At 64.6% G+C, this 19217-nt stretch carries 18 protein-coding genes and 1 pseudogene; 14 read left to right on the top strand and 5 right to left on the bottom strand.

The genetic code is table 11. The annotated features are described in order from the left end of the window. Nucleotides 1-299: pseudogene (locus tag IF803_RS15125) on the bottom strand (hypothetical protein); the annotation flags it as partial. Between the two features lie 565 nt (nt 300-864). Here IF803_RS15125 and dnaK point away from each other — a divergent pair. From dnaK to IF803_RS15085, 8 genes are all read left to right on the top strand, one after another. Beyond that, nucleotides 865-2766, top strand: a complete 1902-nt coding sequence (gene dnaK, locus IF803_RS15120; protein ID WP_026192053.1) for a molecular chaperone DnaK — start codon at nt 865-867, stop codon at nt 2764-2766. Between the two features lie 169 nt (nt 2767-2935). Further along, nucleotides 2936-4063, top strand: a complete 1128-nt coding sequence (gene dnaJ / locus IF803_RS15115; protein WP_028341758.1) for a molecular chaperone DnaJ — start codon at nt 2936-2938, stop codon at nt 4061-4063. Nucleotides 4064-4162: 99 nt separating this feature from the next. Further along, a complete protein-coding gene (locus IF803_RS15110; RefSeq protein ID WP_028341757.1) occupies nt 4163-4765 on the top strand; it encodes a class I SAM-dependent methyltransferase in 603 nt (200 codons plus the stop codon). Nucleotides 4766-4816: 51 nt separating this feature from the next. Beyond that, complete coding sequence (locus IF803_RS15105) at nt 4817-5395, top strand: NADPH-dependent FMN reductase (RefSeq protein ID WP_028341756.1); 579 nt, start codon at nt 4817-4819, stop codon at nt 5393-5395. 6 nt (nt 5396-5401) lie between these two features. Further along, nucleotides 5402-6112 (top strand): orotidine-5'-phosphate decarboxylase, encoded by a 711-nt coding sequence (pyrF, locus tag IF803_RS15100; RefSeq protein WP_461192647.1) that lies wholly within the window; start codon nt 5402-5404, stop codon nt 6110-6112. Nucleotides 6113-6133: 21 nt separating this feature from the next. Beyond that, entirely contained in the window at nt 6134-6436 is a 303-nt protein-coding gene (locus IF803_RS15095) for a DUF1330 domain-containing protein (protein ID WP_028335765.1), read from the top strand. 65 nt (nt 6437-6501) lie between these two features. Then, a complete protein-coding gene (dapB, locus tag IF803_RS15090; protein ID WP_411779843.1) occupies nt 6502-7314 on the top strand; it encodes a 4-hydroxy-tetrahydrodipicolinate reductase in 813 nt (270 codons plus the stop codon). Between the two features lie 47 nt (nt 7315-7361). Further along, the gene (locus IF803_RS15085; RefSeq protein WP_028341753.1) at nt 7362-7985 is read left to right on the top strand and encodes a 2,3-bisphosphoglycerate-dependent phosphoglycerate mutase; all 624 of its coding nucleotides are present in this window, start codon (nt 7362-7364) and stop codon (nt 7983-7985) included. Nucleotides 7986-8087: 102 nt separating this feature from the next. Here IF803_RS15085 and IF803_RS15080 read toward each other — a convergent pair whose 3' ends face one another. Both IF803_RS15080 and IF803_RS15075 read right to left on the bottom strand, forming a co-directional pair. Continuing rightward, nucleotides 8088-8984, bottom strand: a complete 897-nt coding sequence (locus tag IF803_RS15080) for a methylated-DNA--[protein]-cysteine S-methyltransferase (RefSeq protein ID WP_461192653.1) — start codon at nt 8982-8984, stop codon at nt 8088-8090. Between the two features lie 107 nt (nt 8985-9091). Then, nucleotides 9092-9652 (bottom strand): DUF2244 domain-containing protein, encoded by a 561-nt coding sequence (locus IF803_RS15075; protein WP_461192646.1) that lies wholly within the window; start codon nt 9650-9652, stop codon nt 9092-9094. A gap of 22 nt (nt 9653-9674) precedes the next feature. Here IF803_RS15075 and nth point away from each other — a divergent pair, with 22 nt between their 5' ends. The 6 genes from nth (at nt 9675) to IF803_RS15045 (ending at nt 16539) form a co-directional block, all read left to right on the top strand. Next, nucleotides 9675-10460: an endonuclease III gene (gene nth / locus IF803_RS15070; protein WP_461192645.1), complete on the top strand. Its 786-nt coding sequence runs from the start codon at nt 9675-9677 to the stop codon at nt 10458-10460. A 66-nt stretch (nt 10461-10526) separates the two neighbouring features. After that, on the top strand, nt 10527-11660 hold the full coding sequence (locus IF803_RS15065) for an HlyD family secretion protein (RefSeq protein WP_461192644.1): 1134 nt from the start codon (nt 10527-10529) through the stop codon (nt 11658-11660). Next, complete coding sequence (locus IF803_RS15060; RefSeq protein WP_461192643.1) at nt 11647-13275, top strand: MFS transporter; 1629 nt, start codon at nt 11647-11649, stop codon at nt 13273-13275. Before IF803_RS15065 ends, IF803_RS15060 begins: the two co-directional genes overlap by 14 nt. Before the next feature lie 140 nt (nt 13276-13415). Then, a complete protein-coding gene (locus IF803_RS15055) occupies nt 13416-14468 on the top strand; it encodes a type III polyketide synthase (protein WP_461192652.1) in 1053 nt (350 codons plus the stop codon). Continuing rightward, complete coding sequence (locus IF803_RS15050; RefSeq protein ID WP_461192642.1) at nt 14465-14977, top strand: isoprenylcysteine carboxyl methyltransferase family protein; 513 nt, start codon at nt 14465-14467, stop codon at nt 14975-14977. Before IF803_RS15055 ends, IF803_RS15050 begins: the two co-directional genes overlap by 4 nt. Before the next feature lie 62 nt (nt 14978-15039). After that, the gene (locus tag IF803_RS15045; RefSeq protein ID WP_369525592.1) at nt 15040-16539 is read left to right on the top strand and encodes a DHA2 family efflux MFS transporter permease subunit; all 1500 of its coding nucleotides are present in this window, start codon (nt 15040-15042) and stop codon (nt 16537-16539) included. On the opposite strand, the gene IF803_RS15040 is transcribed toward IF803_RS15045, so the two are convergent. Both IF803_RS15040 and IF803_RS15035 read right to left on the bottom strand, forming a co-directional pair. Further along, a complete protein-coding gene (locus IF803_RS15040; protein WP_461192641.1) occupies nt 16536-17288 on the bottom strand; it encodes a sulfate transporter family protein in 753 nt (250 codons plus the stop codon). The genes IF803_RS15045 and IF803_RS15040 overlap by 4 nt on opposite strands. Before the next feature lie 205 nt (nt 17289-17493). Then, nucleotides 17494-18906 (bottom strand): MFS transporter, encoded by a 1413-nt coding sequence (locus IF803_RS15035; protein WP_461192640.1) that lies wholly within the window; start codon nt 18904-18906, stop codon nt 17494-17496. Nucleotides 18907-19217 lie beyond the last annotated feature (311 nt).

Raw genomic sequence — 19217 nt, 5'->3', positions numbered from 1 at the left:
TAATAGGCAAGGCCGGCCGGCGTCTCGAGGCTCTCGGGCTTGATGTTTCCGCTACCGGCCGGGTTGGCCTTGAAGGCGCTCACGACCTCGTTGTAGGCGTCCGCGGGCAGATCGGCGATCAGGACCTTCACGCCCTGGTCCTCGGTCTCGAAGCCGATGAACGACTTGGCGCGGTTGAGGCCCACCAGCGGCTTCATCCCGACATGCGCGCCCGGCGGAAACACCACGTCGGCGGCAAAGCCACGACAGGTGGCAGCAAGCAGCAAGGCAACCGCAACGAGAAGTCGAAAAGGCGTCATGGGGGATCTACCGGTTTTGCTTGGTGGCCGCGCAACGGGGCCGGTGCAGGGCTGGATGGCCTCTTTCAGTCGGACCGCTTTTAGCGGTTTTGATGACCCTGCAACAGGTCGCCAAAGCCCCGCTTCGGACCTGCAGGCCCGATTCCGTGGGCTTTTCGTCCCGATTGGCTGGCACTTTCCAGTTTCCCGACGTTTCCGACGATCGGCCGCCAGCGGCCAAACAGCGCGCCTTGGCCTGCGCCCGCTTCCGCATACGACGTTTGTGAGTGTTCACTCAACAGCGCCGACGTCGTGTAGCGGATGTTCGCGGTCGACGGCGGGCCGCATCATTGCCGATTTGTTAACTTGGATCGGGCTTGAACCGGCGCCGCAGTCGGGCTGACACAATCTTTCAAACGTCAGTCTTTTCAGGCCTCAACGTTGCGTCCAGTCCTTGCGGGCAGGACCCTCTCTCCTATATCAGGCTCACCGTCGCAATATCGCGAGTATGTGAACGTCTGGGGGTTCGGTACGGAGCGCCGTCAGGGCCCAACCAACCTGCCGTAGCAAAGAGGATATCAAAACCATGGGTAAGGTCATTGGGATCGACCTCGGCACCACGAATTCGTGCGTCGCCGTAATGGATGGCAAGAACGCCAAGGTGATCGAGAATGCCGAGGGCATGCGAACGACGCCGTCGATCGTTGCTTTCACTGACGATGGCGAGCGCCTCGTCGGCCAGCCGGCGAAGCGCCAGGCGGTGACCAATCCCGAGCGTACGTTCTTTGCGGTGAAGCGCCTCATTGGCCGCCGCTACGACGACCCGATGGTCGAGAAGGACAAGAAGCTCGTTCCCTACAAGATCGTCAAGGCATCGAACGGCGACGCCTGGGTCGAAGCCGATGGCAAGACCTATTCGCCCTCGCAGGTCTCGGCCTTCATTCTGCAGAAGATGAAGGAGACCGCTGAGGCGCATCTCGGCCAGAAGGTCGAGCAGGCTGTCATCACGGTTCCCGCCTATTTCAACGATGCGCAGCGTCAGGCCACCAAGGACGCCGGCAAGATCGCCGGTCTCGAAGTGCTGCGCATCATCAACGAGCCGACGGCTGCCGCGCTCGCCTACGGTCTCGACAAGTCGAAGTCCGGCACGATCGCCGTGTACGACCTCGGCGGCGGCACCTTCGACGTCTCGATCCTCGAGATCGGCGACGGCGTGTTCGAGGTGAAGTCGACCAACGGCGACACCTTCCTCGGCGGTGAAGATTTCGACATGCGCCTGGTCGGCTATCTCGCCGACGAATTCCAGAAGGAGCAGGGCATCAACCTGCGCAACGACAAGCTCGCCTTGCAGCGCCTGAAGGAGGCTGCGGAGAAGGCCAAGATCGAGCTGTCGTCGACCACGCAGACCGAAATCAACCTGCCGTTCATCACGGCTGACCAGACCGGTCCGAAGCATCTGACGATGAAGCTGACCCGCGCCAAGTTCGAGGCGCTGGTGGCCGACCTCGTCGAGAAAACCATCGAGCCGTGCCGCAAGGCGCTGAAGGATGCCGGCCTGACCGCCGGCGAGATCGGCGAAGTGGTGCTGGTCGGCGGCATGACCCGCATGCCGAAGATCCAGGAAGTCGTGAAGCAGTTCTTCGGCAAGGAGCCGCACAAGGGCGTCAATCCCGACGAGGTCGTCGCGATCGGCGCTGCGATCCAGGCCGGCGTGCTGCAGGGCGATGTCAAGGACGTGCTGCTGCTCGACGTGACCCCGCTGTCGCTGGGCATCGAGACGCTGGGCGGCGTGTTCACCCGCATCATCGACCGCAACACCACGATCCCGACCAAGAAGAGCCAGGTGTTCTCGACCGCCGAAGACAATCAGGGCGCCGTCACCATCCGCGTCTTCCAGGGCGAGCGTGAAATGGCGGCCGACAACAAGATGCTCGGCCAGTTCGACCTGATGGGCATTCCGCCGGCTCCGCGCGGCATGCCGCAGATCGAGGTGACCTTCGACATCGACGCCAACGGCATCGTCAACGTCTCGGCCAAGGACAAGGCGACCGGCAAGGAACAGCAGATCCGGATCCAGGCATCCGGCGGTCTGTCCGAGGCCGACATCGACAAGATGGTCAAGGACGCCGAGGTCAACGCGGCCGAGGACAAGAAGCGCCGCGAGGCTGTCGACGCCAAGAACCATGCCGACGGTCTGGTTCACTCGACCGAGAAGGCTCTGGCCGAACACGGTTCGAAGATCGCCGACACCGAGCGCCGCGCGATCGAAGACGCCGTCAGCGACCTCAAGGAAGCGCTGAAGGGCGACGACGCCGAGGCGATCAAGGCCAAGACCAACACGCTGGCGCAGGCTTCGATGAAGCTCGGCGAGGCCATGTACAAGCAGCAGGCCGAGGCCGATGCGGCCAAGGACGCTGCCAAGGATGACGTTGTCGACGCGGAATTCACCGAGGTCGATGACGACAAGAACAGCAAGAAGTCTGCTTAAGCGGATTTGCGATCATGACCCTCACACCAATGAGCACGCGCCGCGTCTCGGAGGAGTGGGGGTCATTTTTCTTTAAGGCGATCGCTGCATCTTCCAGACAGGCGCAATCCTTGACGCGACCTGAGCGCAAGCTTCGGCGATCGCGATGAACTTCGGACGGAATTGAAGGATGTCCACCAAGCGCTGCTATTACGAGACCCTCGAGGTTGAGCGGAACGCGGACGAGACCAAGCTGAAATCGGCTTTCCGCAAGCTCGCGATGAAATGGCATCCGGACAAGAATCCGGGCGACGCCACCAGCGAAGTCCGGTTCAAGGAAATCAACGAAGCCTATGAGGTGCTGAAGGACGGCGACAAGCGCGCCGCCTATGACCGCTTCGGCCATGCCGCTTTCGAGCAGGGCATGGGCGGCGGCGGCCCCGGCTTCGGCGCCGGCTTCGCTTCTTCCTTCTCCGACATCTTCGAGGATCTGTTCGGCATGGCCGGGCAGCGCCGCGGCGGCGGCCGCGAGCGCGGCGCCGACCTGCGCTACAACATGGAGATCACGCTCGAGGAGGCCTTCCAGGGCAAGACCGCGCAGATCGAGATCCCGGTCTCGGTCACCTGCGAATCCTGCTCGGGCACCGGCGCCAAGGCCGGCACCAAGCCGAAGACCTGCTCGCATTGCGGCGGGGCCGGCCGTATCCGGCAGGCCCAGGGCTTCTTCACGCTGGAGCGGACCTGTCCCGGCTGTCAGGGCCGCGGCCAGATGATCGAGGATGCCTGCACCTCCTGCGCGGGTTCCGGCCGGGTGACGCGCGACCGCACGCTGTCGGTCAACATTCCCCCGGGCGTCGAGGACGGCACCCGAATTCGTCTCGCCGGCGAAGGCGAGGCCGGTGTCCGCGGCGGACCGCCGGGTGACCTCTACATCTTCCTGTCGCTGACCACGCACCAGTTCTTCCAGCGCGACGGCGCCGACCTGCACTGCCGCGTGCCGATCTCGATGGTGACCGCAGCGCTCGGCGGCGAATTCGAGGTGCCTACCATCGACAAGGGCAAGACCAAGGTGAAGGTGCCGGCCGGCACCCAGTCCAGCCGGCGATTCCGCATCGCATCAAAGGGTATGCCGGTGCTCCGTTCGCGCCAGACCGGCGACATGTATGTGCAGGTCGTGGTCGAAACGCCGCAAAATCTGACCAAGAAGCAGCAAGAACTGCTGATGGAGTTCGAAAAGCTCTCGTCCGGCGCAACCCAGCCGGAGGCAGCGGGTTTCTTCTCTAAGGTCAAGGACTTCTTTGGCAATCGCTCCGTCTAGCCGCAGTCGTTATGCTTGACCGTAACGACTTCGATCTATACGTGTTTGTGACTGTTTTCTGACAACCGCTCGATTGTGCGGTCCCCGCCTGGTAGCGACATGCCTTTGCAATCGTCCGTGCGTGCGTCGAAGAAACCCCTCCGTCTCGACGACGAGGTTCGATTTCTCCGTTCATGGATGGAGAAGCCGCTGCATATGGGCGCGGTGATGCCGTCCGGGCGGCTGCTCGCCCGCACCATGGCGCAATATGTCGATCGCGATGCCGAGGGGCCGGTCATCGAACTTGGACCCGGCACCGGGGCGATCACCAACGCGCTGATCGAGCATGGCGTCGATCAAAAGCGTCTCGTCCTGGTCGAATACAATCCCGGCTTCTGCGCGTTGCTGCGCGAACGCTATCCGCAGGCCAGGGTCGTCCAGGGGGACGCCTACACGCTGCGCGATACTGTGTGGGAGGTGCTGAAATCTCCCGCCTCGGCCGTGGTCTCCGGCCTGCCGCTCGTCACCAAGCCGATGCTGACCCGCCTAAGGCTGGTCCGTGACGCCTTCCTGGCGCTCGCACCCGGCGCGCCCTTCATTCAGTTTACCTATTCGGTGGTGCCTCCGATTCCGAAGTCGCTGCCGGGCGTGTCCACAGAGGCCTCCGAGCGGATCTGGATGAACCTTCCGCCCGCGCGGGTCTGGGTGTATCGCAAGGGCTGACCACCCAGCGCCCGTCGCGCCGGGCCTGCGCCCAATACCTGCGATTTCAAGATGTCCGCGCTGAAAATCCTCGTGATCCCCGGATCGCTTCGGTCAGGCTCGCTCAATGCGAAGCTGGCCGCCGTGCTGGCGTACGAACTGGCGCAATCCGGCGCCGACGTCACCCGCATCTCGCTCGGCGATTTTCCGCTGCCGATCTATGACGGCGACCTGCAGGCGAAATCCGGCGTGCCGCAGCATGCCGTGAATCTGAAGCGGATGATCGGCGCCCATCATGGCGTGCTGATCGTGACGCCGGAATACAATTCCTCGGTGCCGGCGCTGGTGAAGAACACGATCGACTGGGTGAGCCGCGTGCAGGATCCGCATGAGGTGCGAGGTCAGGTGTTCCACGGCCGCGCGTTCGCGATTTCAGCCGCATCCGGCAACCGGCTCGGCGGCACGCGCGCGCTGGCTGCGCTGCGCCTGATCCTGACGGCGTGCCACGCCACCGTGATCCCGAACCAGCTCGCGCTGTCATTCGCCGAGCAGGCCTACGACGATATGGATCATCTGAAGCACCAGGCCGACATCGACGCGATGCGGGCGCTGGTGCGGCAGCTGATCGACCAATCCCAACGCATGATGTGAGGTGACATGCAGCCAGCCAGGATCGCTCCAAGAGACCGGTTGATCGTGGCGCTCGATCTGCCGTCGGTCGCCAGCGCCGAGGCGATGATCGACCGGCTCGGCGATGCCGTCACCTTCTACAAGATCGGCTATCAGCTCGGTTATGCCGGCGGCCTCGCGCTGGCGAAACAGCTTGCAGGCAGCGGCAAGAAGGTCTTCCTCGATCTGAAACTGCACGACATCGGCAACACCGTCGCGCGCGGGGTCGAAAGCGTCGCCGGGCTCGGCGCGACCTTTCTCACCGTGCATGCATATCCGCAGACCATGAAGGCGGCGGTCGAGGCCCGCGCCGGCTCCGGCCTGAAGATCCTCGCGGTGACGGTGCTGACCTCCTACGACGACACCGATCTGCACGCGGCGGGCTATCGCCTCAACGTCTCCGATCTCGTCGAAGCGCGCGCCAAACAGGCGCAGGCGCTTGGTGTCGACGGCCTCGTCAGCTCGCCCGAGGAGGCCGCCGCCTTGCGCAAGATCGTCGGCGATCAGATGAACCTGGTGACGCCGGGCATCCGCCCCGCGGGCTCGGCGACCGGCGATCAGAAGCGCATCATGACGCCGGCCCGCGCCATTGCCGCCGGCGCCGACTATCTGGTGGTCGGACGTCCGGTGATGGAAGCCGCCGATCCGAAGGCTTCAGCCGAAGCCATTCACGCCGAAATCGCCCAGGCGCTCGCCTGAACAACAAGAGGGAGAACAGAGATGGCGAAGGGATACTGGATTGGACGCGTCGACGTTCATAATGACGAGGGCTACAAGCCCTACGCGGTGGCCAACCTTGCGATCTTCAAGAAGTTCGGCGGCCGTTATGTGGTGCGCGGCGGCCAGCTCAACTGCGTCGAGGGAGAGAGCCGCTCCCGCAATGTCGTGATCGAATTCCCCGACTACGCAACCGCGATGGCCTGCTACAACTCCCCGGAATACCAGGCCAACATCAAGGTGCGGCAGCCGCATTCGATCGCCGACCTCATCATCATCGAGGGCTATGACGGCCCGCAGCCCTGATCGCGGGTGGCCGGTTCGGTTGCCGGAACAGCCATGGCTCGCTATATCGCGTGGAGAGGTGAGCCATGGCTGACATGCGTCTGATTGTTGCGGGAGCCGGCGGCCGGATGGGCCGCACGCTGACGCGGGTGATTTCCGAGACCCCGGGGGCGGTGCTGGTCGGTGCGCTGGAAGCGCCGGGCTCGGAGCTGCTCGGCAAGGACGCCGGCGTGCTCGCCGGCCTCCCCGCCAATGACGTCAAGCTGTCGGCCGATCTGTGGTCGATGTCGGCCGCCGCCGACGGCATCCTGGATTTCACCGTGCCGGCCGCGACCATCGCCAATGTCGCGATCGCGGCCGAGCGCGGCCTCGTTCACGTCATCGGCACCACCGGCATGTCGCCGTCCGACGATGCGGTGATCCGCAGCGTGACCAACCGCGCCATCGTGGTGAAATCCGGCAATATGAGCCTCGGTGTCAATCTGCTCGCCGCGCTCGTCAAGCGCGTCGCGCAATCGCTCGACCAGAGTTTTGACATCGAAATTCTCGAGATGCACCACAAGTCCAAGATCGATGCCCCGTCGGGCACCGCCTTGATGCTCGGTGAAGCTGCGGCCGCGGGACGCAAGATCGCGCTCGACCAGCATTCGGCGCGCGGTCGCGATGGTCTCACCGGCGCGCGGCGCGCGGGCGATATCGGCTTTGCCTCGTTGCGCGGCGGCACCGCGGCCGGCGATCACAGCGTGATCTTTGCCGGCCCCTCCGAGCGCATCACGCTCTCGCACCATGCAGAAGATCGCGCGCTGTTCGCGCAGGGCGCGCTGAAGGCAGCGCTGTGGGCGCATGGCAAGAAGCCCGGCATGTATTCGATGGCCGACGTCCTCGGGTTGAGCGACTGACGCCGCTCGACGGAATGAAATCCAGCTAAGCGAAAACGGAATCTGAAATGAGTGATCGTCTTCTTGTGCTCGTTCGTCACGGTCAGAGCGACTGGAATCTGAAGAACCTGTTCACCGGGTGGAAGGACCCGGATCTCACCGAGCAAGGCGTCAACGAAGCCAACGAGGCCGGCCGCAAGCTGAAGGCGCAGGGCCTGTCGTTTGATGTCGCGTTCACCTCCGATCTCACCCGTGCGCAGCACACGTTGAAGCTGATGCTGGAGCAGATCGGCCAGACCGGATTGCCGACCACGAAGAATCTCGCGCTCAACGAACGCGATTACGGCGATCTCTCCGGCCTCAACAAGGACGACGCCCGCAAGAAGTGGGGCGAGGACCAGGTCCTGATCTGGCGCCGTTCCTACGACGTGCCGCCGCCCGGCGGCGAAAGCCTGAAGGATACGCTGGCGCGGACGCTGCCCTATTACGTGCAGGAGATCCTGCCCGGCGTACTGCGCGGCCAGCGCACGCTGATCGCCGCCCACGGCAATTCGCTGCGCGCGCTGATCATGGTGCTGGAGAAGCTGACGCCGGAGCAGATCCTCAAGCGCGAACTCGCCACCGGCGCGCCGGTGGTCTATCGGCTCAATGCCGATTCCACCGTGGCGTCCAAGGTCGATCTCGCGGGGTAGAGGTTTGATGTTGTCATTCCGGGGCGATGCGCAGCATCGAACCCGGAATCTCGAGATTCCGGGTCTGGTCCTTCGGACCATCCCGGAATGACGAGATAGAGGTTAGTGCAATCCGACCTGGCCGGCTTCCCAGCCCAGCATCGCCTGCTTGCGGGTGATGCCCCAGTGATAGCCGGTCAGTGCGCCGCTCTTGCCGAGTGCGCGATGGCAGGGCACCACGAACGACACCGGATTGCGGCCGACTGCGGCGCCGACCGCGCGCGAGGCCTTTGGACTGTTGATCTTGCAGGCGATGTCGGAATAGCTGACCGCGCGGCCCATCGGGACCTTGAGCAGCGTCTCCCACACCCGCACCTCGAAATCGGTGCCGATCAAGACGACGCGCAGCGGCTGGTCCGCCCGCCACAACCTTGTATCGAACACGCGCTGCGCCAATGCGGTGGTGCCGTTGGTGTCCTCGACATAGGTCGCGTTCGGCCAGCGCCGCTTCATGTCGGCGAATGCGGTCTGCTCGTCGCCGTGATCGGCGAAGGCAAGCCCCGCAAGCCCGCGATCCGTTGCGATCACGATCGCGGTGCCGAACGGCGAGGGATGGAAGCCGTAGCGCAGCGTCATGCCGCCGGCGCCGGTCTTCCATTCGCCCGGCGACATCGCCTCATGCGTGACGAACAGGTCGTGCAGCCGTCCCGGCCCTGACAGGCCGGAGTCGAGTGCCGCATCGAGCACGCTGGCGGAATCGCGCAAGAGGTTCTTGGCGTGGTCCAGGGTCAGCGCCTGCATGAAAGCCTTCGGCGTCAGCCCCGCCCAGCGGCGGAACAGATGGTGCAGTTCATCCGGCGTGACGGCGGCGGCATCGGCCATCGCTTCGATGGTCGGCTGCGTGCGCCAGTGCTCCGAGATGAACGCGATGGCGCGCCGAACCGAGTCATAGTCGCGCAGCGCGGCGCTCTGGAGGCCCGGCTTGGCCAGGCGCTGATCGTGTATGGCGAGTGTCATCATGGTGTCTGATTTAGGAGCCATGGCGCGTCCAAACCACCCGATTTCTGACAAGCATGATCCGGAAAAGTGGAGACCGGTTTTCCGAAAAGATCATGCTCAAATAAGACCTAGCGGATGGGGTTGTAGGTCGGGCCACGTTTTGCGGCGTTGAGCGCCGCCGTCAAGGCCTTGGAGAAGCTGGCCTTTTCGTCCGGACCCAGGAAGCTGCCAACGCTGACCCGGCGGCCCCTGGAGACCAGATAGAGCCGCTCGATGCCGAACTCCTCATGCGAAATCTGTTCGAACCGCACCCAGAGCGGATTGAGCACCCATTCCACCACATGACCGCGATGGCTGATCCTGCGCACCCGCAGTTCCGACGGTGTGACGGTGATTTCCTCGCTCGCCTTGGCGGTGCGGAAATTGACCTTGAACGCCCAATAGATCACCAGCGCGTCGAGGCAGAAGAAGCCGAAGATCGGCCAGGCGCCGAGCCACCAGAACACCGCGCCGGCGATGAAGCTGACCGCGGTGACGAACGACATCAGCACGATAAAGCCGGTGCGATTGAGCGAGCGGTGCGGCGTCAGCAATGCCGAGAACAATTTGGGCTCGGCCTCAGCGGCATCAGCCGCGAGGTCATTGGCCCTGAGGTCTTCGCCCGGATCAAAGTCGTTGCCTGCGGTCATGACGTATCAGTATATCCGGTTCATGGCCAAAATCATTCGCTCTCAACGCGCCAGCACGTCAAGCGTTCGCTCCGCACCGAAGAAGAAAGCCGCAAAAGCGGCAAGGCTGCTGCCCAAACGCGGGGCAAAGAAGGCGGCCAAGAAGGCCGCCAAGCACGTCGCAAAGCCAAAGCCATGGACATCGGAGGAGGTCTACGAGGCTTTCGACCGGTTCCGCAAAGCCAATCCCGAGCCGAAGGGCGAACTCGAGCACCTCAACCCCTACACGCTGCTGGTTGCGGTGGTGCTGTCGGCGCAGGCGACCGATGCCGGCGTCAACAAGGCGACGCGGTCGCTGTTCGCGGTCGCCGACACGCCGGAGAAGATGCTTGAGCTCGGCGAAGACAGGGTGCGCGACTACATCAAGACCATCGGGCTCTATCGCAACAAGGCGAAGAACGTCATCGCGCTCTCGCAGAAGCTGATCGCCGAGTTCGGCGGCGAGGTGCCGCGCACGCGCGCCGAGATCGAATCGTTGCCCGGCGCCGGCCGCAAGACCGCGAATGTCGTGCTCAACATGGCATTCGGCGAGCACACGATGGCGGTCGACACCCATGTGTTTCGCGTCGGCAACCGCACCGGGCTCGCGCCCGGCAAGACGCCGCTCGAGGTCGAGCTGGGATTGGAAAAGGTGATCCCGACCGAGTTCATGCTGCACGCCCATCACTGGCTGATCCTGCATGGCCGTTACACTTGCCTCGCCCGCGGTCCACGTTGCGACGTATGTCTGATCAATGATCTCTGCCGGTGGCCGGAGAAGACCGTCTGAGGCATGATCGTCATCATGTGCTAATAGGTTCGTCCGGCGTTTGGGCGCGTGCTTGAGGAGTTTGGTGTGGCCGAGCAGGTTCAAGATGGTCCGTCGCCCGCCAGCCAGACGGCGCCTGCCAAGCCGCAATCAGTAGCAAGCGGCTTCTGGAGCCGCTTCGCGATTCCGCTGTTTGCCGTGCTCATCGCGCTGGGGTTCGTCGCGGTGGCGACCAGTCGCTGGGATGCCTGGGTCGGCAGCGCCGCGATCCAGACCACCAATGATGCCTATGTGCGCGCCGAATTGACCCAGCTCTCCAGCCGCGTGTCCGGCGAGGTGCTCACCGTCGCCGTCTCCGATTTCCAGCGCGTCAAGGCCGGCGATCTCCTGGTGCAGATCGATCCGGCCGATTATCAGGCGCAGGTGGCGCAGGCCGAGGCCGGCGTGGTCGGTGCCCAGGCCGTGCTCGACAACCTCAACAACCAGGTCGAGCTGCAATATGCGACCATCGCGCAGGCCGAGGCTGCACGGTTGTCCGCGGAGGCGCAGCAGACTCTGGCACGCCAGGAGGAAGAGCGTCAGCAGTCGTTGTCGCAAACCGACGCCGGCACGCGGCAGCGGCTCGAGCAGGCGACCGCATCCTACGCCAAGGCGGAGGCCGACGTGCGCGCCAGCCGCGCTGTCATCGCAGCGCAGCGCCATCAGCTCGAGGTCCTGCAAGGCACCAAGAAGCAGCGCGCCGCCGACCTCGACGCCGCCAAGGCGCTATTGGCATCGGCCAAGCTCAAGCTTGGCTACACCAAGATCGTCGCGCCGTTCGATGGCGTCACTGGCGAGCGCCAGGTCCAGCCGGGCGACTACGTCAACATCGGCGCCAATCTGATCAACGTCGTGCCGCTGCCGAAGGTCTATGTGATCGCCAACTACAAGGAAACCCAGCTGACCAACGTCAAGCCGGGCCAGCCGGTCGAAGTCACCGTGGATACGTTCGCGGGCCAGAAGCTGCGCGGCGTCGTCGAGCGCATCGCGCCGGCGAGCGGATCGCAGTTCGCGCTGCTGCCGCCCGATAACGCCACCGGCAATTTCACCAAGGTGGTGCAGCGCATCCCGGTGCGTATCCAGTTCGACAAGGGCCAGCCATTGCTCGAGCGCCTGCTGCCGGGCATGTCGGTCGTCACGCGGATCGACACCGGCGAGGCGGTCGCCAATGGCGGAAAGTGACGACCGACACAGCGGTCCGGTCTCGCGCGGCGACGTCGCGCGCTATCCGCTGTTCGCGGTCGTCGCCGTGCTGCTCGGCGCGTTCCTGGCGAATTTCGACAGCCGCCTGACCTCGGTCGGCCTGCCCGATTTGCGCGGTGCGTTCTCGCTCAGCTTCGACGAGGGCGCCTGGCTCTCGACGGCTGCCATCGGCTCGCAGATCTTCGTCGCGCCTGCGGTGGCCTGGCTTGCCACCGTGTTCGGCCTGCGCCGTGTGCTCGGCATTCCGAGCCTGGTCTATGCGGTGGTCTCGCTGACCATCCCGTTCGTGCGCGACTACACGACGCTGATTGCGCTCAGCATCGCCCACGGCATGCTGCTCGGCACCTTCGTGCCGGCGACGCTGATGATCATCCTGCGCAATTTGCCGATCCGATGGTGGCTGCCGGCGATCGCGATGTACTCGATCCGCGTCGGCTTCGCGCTCGACTCGTCGAGCTCGCTGGTCGGTTTCTATGTCGAGCATCTCGGCTGGCAGTGGCTGTATTGGCAGGGCGTGGTGATTGCGCCGCTGATGGGGCTGATGGTGTATCTCGGCACGCCGAACGAGCCGGTCAATCGCGACCTGCTGCACCATGCCGATTGGGGCGGCATGCTGCTGCTCGGCGCCGGGGTGTCGATGGTCTATGCCGGGCTCGATCAGGGCAACCGGCTGGACTGGCTCTCGTCGGGCACGGTGATGGCGCTCTTGATCGGTGGTGGGCTGTTGATCGTCGCCTTCATGATCAACGAAATGGTGGCGCGTCGGCCCTGGGCGCATTTCAACGTGCTGTTCTCGCGCAATATCGGGCTCTCGCTGATCGTCATCCTGCTGTACACGCTGACCAGCCTGTCGAATTCGTCGCTGGTGCCGAACTTCCTCGGCACCGTCGCCGCGCTGCGGCCGGAGCAGTCGGGCGTGCTGCTGTTCACCTACGGCGCGCTGCCGATGTTCGTGCTGGTGCCGATCTCGATTTTGCTGCTGCGCCACCTCGATCCGCGCATCGTCGTAGTGCTCGGCTTCTCGGCGTTCGCGGCCGCCAATCTCTGGGGCACGCAGCTGAGCCATGTCTGGGCGCGCGAGGATTTTGTCGGCATCGTCCTGCTCACGTCGATCGGGCAGGCGTTCACGCTGCTGCCGATCATCATCATGGCGCTGTCGAATTCCGATCCGTCGCGGGCGACGGCGTTCGCGGCCTATATCCAGATCATGCGCCTTGGCGGCGCCGAGATCGGCGTCGCGCTGATGGGGACGTGGCTGCGGGTCCGCGAGCAGATCCATTCGAATTATCTCGGACAGCATGTGCAGAACGGCAATATCGACGTCGTGAACCTGCTCAAGCGGCTGGCAGGTGAATTTTCCGGCCACGGCATCGGGACCGCGACGGGGCGCGCCGTTGGCACGCTGGCGGCGCTGGTGCAGCGCGAGGCCAACACGCTCGCCTATATCGACGGCTTCTGGCTGTGCTTCTGGCTCGCGATCCTGGCGCTGGTCCTGGTCGCCCTGATCACGCGCGCACCGGCTGGCCCGCTGTCGCCGGTGCCGCTTGGCTTCGTGAAGAGCGTGATGCGCAGGCTGGGCGCCGCCGCTCCCTGATTTGCGAAGAGGCGGCGCGGATATCGCCGCCGGGTCAATTTATAGTGAATGCGGCGCTCGCGCTATGTCGCAGGCGTGTTGAAATATTTTGCTCATCGCGCGGTTCCAAGAGCGGGGGAAATGGAGCCACGATGATCGAGATAAAGCAGACGGCCGCGCTTGTTTCCCTGGCGACGGCGGTTCCACCGCATCTATTCCATCAGGGACAGGTCCTGCAGGCCGCGCGTAACCTCCTCGCCGACCGCTATGCCGAATTCGAGACGCTCTCCAGCCTGTTCGCCAACACCGGCATCCAGGATCGCTACGGCGTCAAGCCGATCGAATGGTATCTCGAACGGCGCGGCTGGCCGGAGCGAACGCTGGCGTTCCTCGAAGGCGCGGAGACGTTGTATGTCGACGTGGCCTGCAAGGCGATTGCGCGCGCTGACCTGACCGGCAGGGACATCGATATCGTGGTCACGGTGTGCTCGACGGGGATAGCCACGCCGACGCTGGAGGCGCGCGTCGCCGGCAAGCTCGGACTGCGGACGGATGTGTCGCGCGTGCCGGTGTTCGGCCTCGGCTGCGCGGGCGGCGTGTCTGGCCTGTCGATCGCCGCGCGGCTGGCCGAAGCGCGGCCGGGAGCGAACGTGCTGCTGGTTGCGCTCGAACTCTGCACGCTCGCGGTCCGGCACGACGAGCTCACCAAGGCAAATATCGTTGCGGCCAGCCTGTTCGGCGATGGCGCGGCCGCGATCGTGCTGCGTGCTGGCGACGGCGGCGCGACGCGGATCGAGGCGACCGGTGAAAAGCTGTGGCCGGATACGCTCGACATCATGGGCTGGACGGTCGATCCGGAAGGATTCGGCGTGGTCTTTCAGCGAACCATTCCGGATTTCGTCCGCGACCATGTTGGGCCAGCCGTTGCCGAAATCCTCGCGCGGATGCAGCTGACGGCCGGTGACGTCGACCGCTTCCTCTGCCATCCCGGCGGCGCCAAGGTCATCGCCGCGCTTGAGCGGGCACTCGCGCTCGATCAGGGCACGCTCGATCACGAGCGCGACGTCATCGCGGCTTGCGGCAACATGTCAGGCCCGACGGTTCTCTTTGTTCTCGAACGCGCCTGCGCCAAGGGATTGCCGCCGCGCTCGCTGCTCACGGCGCTCGGGCCGGGCTTCACGCTCAGCTGCGTTGCGCTCAGGCACGCGGCGTGAGCTTCGCGGCGGTCATCCTCGCTCTGGTCACGCTGCAGCGTCTCGGCGAGCTCGTGCTGTCACGTCGCAACACGGAGCAGCTTCTCGCACGAGGCGCGGTCGAGGTCGGCGCCAGTCACTACCCGCTCATTGTCCTGGTTCACGCCGGCTGGCTGACCGCGCTGTGGATCTGGGGCCGCGACCAGGACGTCAATCTGGCCGCGCTGGCGGGTTTTCTGCTGCTGCAAGGCTTGCGGCTGTGGATCCTCGCCGCGCTCGGGCCGCGATGGACCACGCGGATCGTCGTGCTGCCGGGCGCGCCGCTGGTCGCATCCGGGCCGTACCGATATTTCCCGCATCCAAACTACGCCGTCGTGGTTGGTGAAATCGCGCTGCTACCCCTCGCGCTGCACCTGCCGCGATTGGCGCTGATCTTCACCCTCCTCAATCTCGCGGTGCTTGCGCTCCGGATTCGGGTCGAGAACCGCGCGCTCTCCGTTTCCGACTGGCCACGCACAAGCACATCATGAGCAAGGGGGCGGATCACCGAACCGACAGCCCATCAGCTGCGACCTGGGCCGGCTTCCTCCTGATGTGCTTCGGCATGTTCATGGCGATTCTCGACATCCAGGTCGTCGCAACTTCGTTGCCGACGATCCAGCGCGCGCTTGCGATCTCGCCGGCGGCGATGAGCTGGATCCAGACCGCCTATCTGATCGCGGAAGTGATCGCGATCCCACTGACCGGCCTGTTCACGCATGCGCTGTCGTTGCGATGGCTGTTCGCGCTTGCCGTGAGCCTGTTCACCGTCGCGTCGGTCGGCTGCGCCCTCAGCGACGGCTTTGCCGCGCTGCTGGCATTTCGCGTGCTGCAGGGATTTTCCGGCGGCGTCCTGATCCCCGCAGTGTTCTCCGCCGTGTTCACGCTGTTCCCGGCGCGGCTTCATGCGGTGGCCACCACGATCGGCGGCGTCGTCGCGGTGCTCGCGCCGACCGTTGGACCTGTCGTCGGCGGCTGGATCACGCAGACCTGGTCGTGGCCTTGGCTGTTCCTGATCAATGTGATTCCCGGAACGGTGGCAGCCTCGGTCACGCCCTTGCTGCTTCCGAAGGAAGGCGTGCAGCTTCGCGCGTTCTCCAGGCTGGATAAATGGTCGCTAGTCCTGCTCGCAGCGACGCTCGCAAGCTTCATGATTGGTCTGAAGGAAGCGCCGCAACGCGGTTGGGCCGCGATGCCTTGCCTCGGCCTGCTGATCGGAAGCATTGCCGGGATGGCGCTGCTGATCCGGCGCACGCTCCGCGCGGCCTATCCGATCGCGCAATTGACGCTTTTCAAGCGGCGTCCGTTCGCGATCGGTTGCGCACTGAGCTTTTGCCTCGGCATTGGCCTGTATGGATCGACCTATCTGATGCCGGTCTTCCTCGGTTTCGTCCGCCGCCATGACGCCTTCGAGATCGGCACCATCATGCTGGTCACGGGAGTTGCGCAGCTCGTCGCGGCGCCGCTTGCGGCGGTCCTCGAAAGCCGCGTCGGCGCGCGGCGGTTGACCGGCGCGGGCTTCGCCTTGTTCGCGCTTGGCCTCGGCTGGAGCGCCTTTCAACCGCGCACGGCGGATTTTGGCGAGATGTTTTGGCCGCAGGTCGTGCGCGGCGTCGCGATCATGTTCTGCCTGCTGCCACCGACGCGCATTGCGCTGGGTGCCCTTCCGGAGGCGGACATTGCCGACGCCAGCGGACTGTTCAACCTGATGCGTAATCTGGGCGGCGCGATCGGGATCGCCCTGATCGATACCATCCTCTACGGGCGAAGCCCAATTTATGGCGAGGATTTCCGCGTGCGCCTGCTGGCAGGGGATGTCACCGCGGCGCAGGCGATCGGGCTCGATCCGAAGTTGCTGATCGACCGTCCGCCGGGTCTGCCGGACGACGCGACGGTGGCGTTCATCCGGCCGTTGGTCGAACGGGCGTCGCTCGCACTCACCGTCAACGAGGCATGGGCGATGCTCGCCTGCGTGGCGATCGTCGGACTGCTGCTCGTGCCATTCGCAAGCGATCGGGTATCGGCATCGCTGCCGGTGCCGGATACCACCTAGACCGAGGACACATTGGTTCGCCGCGCCGGCTCGATCAGCTCGCGCCGCGGGCCCGACAGCCGCTTGTACATGTGCACCATGAAGGCCATGCCGAACAGCGGCGTCGCCAGATTGACGATCGGGATCGAGACGAAGGCAGCGATGAACAGGCCCGCGGTAAAGACTGTCGCCGCGTTCTCCTTGCGCATCGCCTTGGCGTCATCAGGCGAGCGGAACCGCATCGCCGCAAGCTCGAAATATTCGCGGCCGAGCAGCCAGGCGGTCGCGACGAAGAAGATGATGAAGCCTGCGCCCGCAAACAGCACGAACGGCAGCGCGACGAGGTAGACCAGGATCGTCAGCAGCGCGGTCTTGACGCCCTCGATCGTCGCGAGCGTGACCGGCAGCGCCACGCCGGGATGGTCGGCCGGATAATGCTCGCGCTCGACATGGTCGGCGACGTCGTCGACAAACAGGCTCGCCACCAGCGAGGTGATTGCGGGCATCAGGAAGATGCCGCCGAGTACGACGCCAAGGCCCGCCGAGATCGAGACGATCCAGGACAGCACGTGCAGCGTGGAATGGAAGTTGGGGCCGAGCATGCCTTCGGCCCAGACCTCGCCAGTGTCGGCAAACCAGCTCAGCAGCCGCTGCAATCCGATTGCCAGCACGGTGATCAGCACCAGCGCAAGCCCGATCGAGCGCCACAGGATCGAGCGCATCGGCGGCGACAGGATTTGCGAAAGCGCCTTGACGGCGGCGGCTAACATGACTGGGTTACCTCTGCACAAATGACCCGCGAGAGGTAGACACCCAATATGGCTTCGGCAAGTGCCGTTTGTGCCGCGGTGCGAGCGTTTTCGAGCGAAAGGCTCTAAAGCGCGATGAGATTAGGTTGAATTGCCATCGCGCTTTAGCTCCTTGTTTGCGCATGATCTTTTCGGAAAACCGCTTCGCACTTTTCCGGATCATGCTTTAGGCGTCGAGCGGCCTGCCACGGACGTTCGGCCCCCAGACACCGATAGCAATGATCACGATGACCATCGCCGCGGTGATCAGGCCGAATACCCCGCCGACGCCGGCCTCCTTCAGCATGAACGCCACGATGAAGCCGGAGAAAGTCGCGCTGAGCCGGCTCATCGAATAGACGAGACCCGCGGCGCGCGCCCGGATCGCGGTCGGGAACACCTCGGTCTGGTAGGCATGATAGGCGTAGGACAGCGTCATGTTGGCCCCCGTCACCAGCACGCCGCTGGCGATCAGCAGCACCGGCTCGGTGAGCTGCGAGAAGGCGAGGCCGAACACCGAGATCGCGGCAGCCGCGCCGCAGATGATCCATTTGCGCTCGAAGCGGTCGGCGAAGGTTGCGGCCAGGAGCGGCGCGAGCGGATAGGCGAAGGCGATGATGAACGAATATTGCAGGCTCTTGGTGACGTTGATGCCCTTCTGCACCAGCAGCGCCGGAACCCAGTTGGAGAAGCCGTAGACGCCGAACGCCTGGCAGAGATTGAAGATCATGAACAGCACGACAAGCGAGACGTAGGGCGGCCTGAACAGGTCGGCATAGCCGGGTTCGACCGGCGCACGAACTGGTGCGGTTGCGACCGCGGGAGCAGGACGCGGCGCAGCCGTCGGCGCTGCGGCCTCGAGCGTCCGCATGATCCTCTCGGCCTCGGCGGCGCGGCCATGGCGGGCCAGCCAGAGCGGGCTTTCCGGAACGTAGAGCCGCAACACCCAGATGATCATGCTGGCGGCGGCGCCGATCAGCACCACCCAGCGCCAGCCGTCGATGCCGTAAGGCGAGAGCGGCACCAGCCACCACGACAGCGCGGCGACAACAGGCACCGCCGACAGCATCACCGCCTGGTTGATCGCAAACGCCCGGCCGCGCATCCAGCTCGGCACCAGTTCGGTGATATAGGCGTCGATGGTGATGACCTCGATGCCGATCCCGATCCCGGCGATGAAGCGCCACAGCAGCAGGCCGCCGGGTGTGGTCTGGCACGCCATGATCACCGATGCAGCGCTGTAGAACAGCAGCGACCAGGTGAAGACCGCCTTGCGCCCGAAGCGATCGGCGAGGAAGCCGAGGCAGAAGGTGCCGATAAACAGGCCTGCAAAGGTCGCCGCGACGAAGGCGCCGATGCCGGAGAAGCCGAAGAACGCCTGCGTCGTTGTGGTCATCAACCCGCTGCGGGCGAGGCCCGGCGCGATATAGCCTGTGAAGAACAGATCGTAGATTTCGAAGCAGCCGCCGAGCGATAGCAGGATCACCAGCCGCCAGACATAGAAGGAGGTGGGCAGCGCCTCGAGCCGTCGCGAAATCTGGTCGGGTCCGCTTGTCGTGTTGGCGAGATCGGCGACCGAGCCGAGTTCGACGGCGCTCATGATGGTCCTCCCCGAATGGTGCAACGGCCGCCCCTCTTGCGAAGGCGTGCCGGTCGCGCATGTTTGGCAGCCGGGAGCCAGAAATCCAGACGAACATATCGAAGGAAACGTTCGATATTTTCGAACTCAGGGGGAAGGGTTGCTTTGATTCACCTGTCAAACGGCTTGTTCAACTGTCGTCCCTGCGAAAACAGGGACCCATACGCCGCGGCGGGTGCCGTGAAAGGGACTCGTCGTCCCACCGGTGCGCAACTTTGCGGTTCGGTGGTTATGGGTCCCTGCTCCCGTGCGCAATTGCGCACTAGGCAGGG

Source organism: Bradyrhizobium sp. UFLA06-06, from assembly GCF_054820065.1.
This window is presented reverse-complemented; position numbering and strand designations above follow the sequence as displayed.

What these genes read in the sequence shown, in the direction of transcription:
- dnaK (WP_026192053.1), top strand. Translation starts at nt 865, where the DNA reads ATGGGTAAGGTCATTGGGATCGACCTCGGCACCACGAATTCGTGCGTC.
- dnaJ (WP_028341758.1), top strand. Translation starts at nt 2,936, where the DNA reads ATGTCCACCAAGCGCTGCTATTACGAGACCCTCGAGGTTGAGCGGAAC.
- IF803_RS15110 (WP_028341757.1), top strand. Translation starts at nt 4,163, where the DNA reads ATGCCTTTGCAATCGTCCGTGCGTGCGTCGAAGAAACCCCTCCGTCTC.
- IF803_RS15105 (WP_028341756.1), top strand. Translation starts at nt 4,817, where the DNA reads ATGTCCGCGCTGAAAATCCTCGTGATCCCCGGATCGCTTCGGTCAGGC.
- pyrF (WP_461192647.1), top strand. Translation starts at nt 5,402, where the DNA reads ATGCAGCCAGCCAGGATCGCTCCAAGAGACCGGTTGATCGTGGCGCTC.
- IF803_RS15095 (WP_028335765.1), top strand. Translation starts at nt 6,134, where the DNA reads ATGGCGAAGGGATACTGGATTGGACGCGTCGACGTTCATAATGACGAG.
- dapB (WP_411779843.1), top strand. Translation starts at nt 6,502, where the DNA reads ATGGCTGACATGCGTCTGATTGTTGCGGGAGCCGGCGGCCGGATGGGC.
- IF803_RS15085 (WP_028341753.1), top strand. Translation starts at nt 7,362, where the DNA reads ATGAGTGATCGTCTTCTTGTGCTCGTTCGTCACGGTCAGAGCGACTGG.
- IF803_RS15080 (WP_461192653.1), bottom strand. Translation starts at nt 8,984, where the DNA reads ATGATGACACTCGCCATACACGATCAGCGCCTGGCCAAGCCGGGCCTC.
- IF803_RS15075 (WP_461192646.1), bottom strand. Translation starts at nt 9,652, where the DNA reads ATGACCGCAGGCAACGACTTTGATCCGGGCGAAGACCTCAGGGCCAAT.
- nth (WP_461192645.1), top strand. Translation starts at nt 9,675, where the DNA reads ATGGCCAAAATCATTCGCTCTCAACGCGCCAGCACGTCAAGCGTTCGC.
- IF803_RS15060 (WP_461192643.1), top strand. Translation starts at nt 11,647, where the DNA reads ATGGCGGAAAGTGACGACCGACACAGCGGTCCGGTCTCGCGCGGCGAC.
- IF803_RS15045 (WP_369525592.1), top strand. Translation starts at nt 15,040, where the DNA reads ATGTGCTTCGGCATGTTCATGGCGATTCTCGACATCCAGGTCGTCGCA.
- IF803_RS15040 (WP_461192641.1), bottom strand. Translation starts at nt 17,288, where the DNA reads ATGTTAGCCGCCGCCGTCAAGGCGCTTTCGCAAATCCTGTCGCCGCCG.
- IF803_RS15035 (WP_461192640.1), bottom strand. Translation starts at nt 18,906, where the DNA reads ATGAGCGCCGTCGAACTCGGCTCGGTCGCCGATCTCGCCAACACGACA.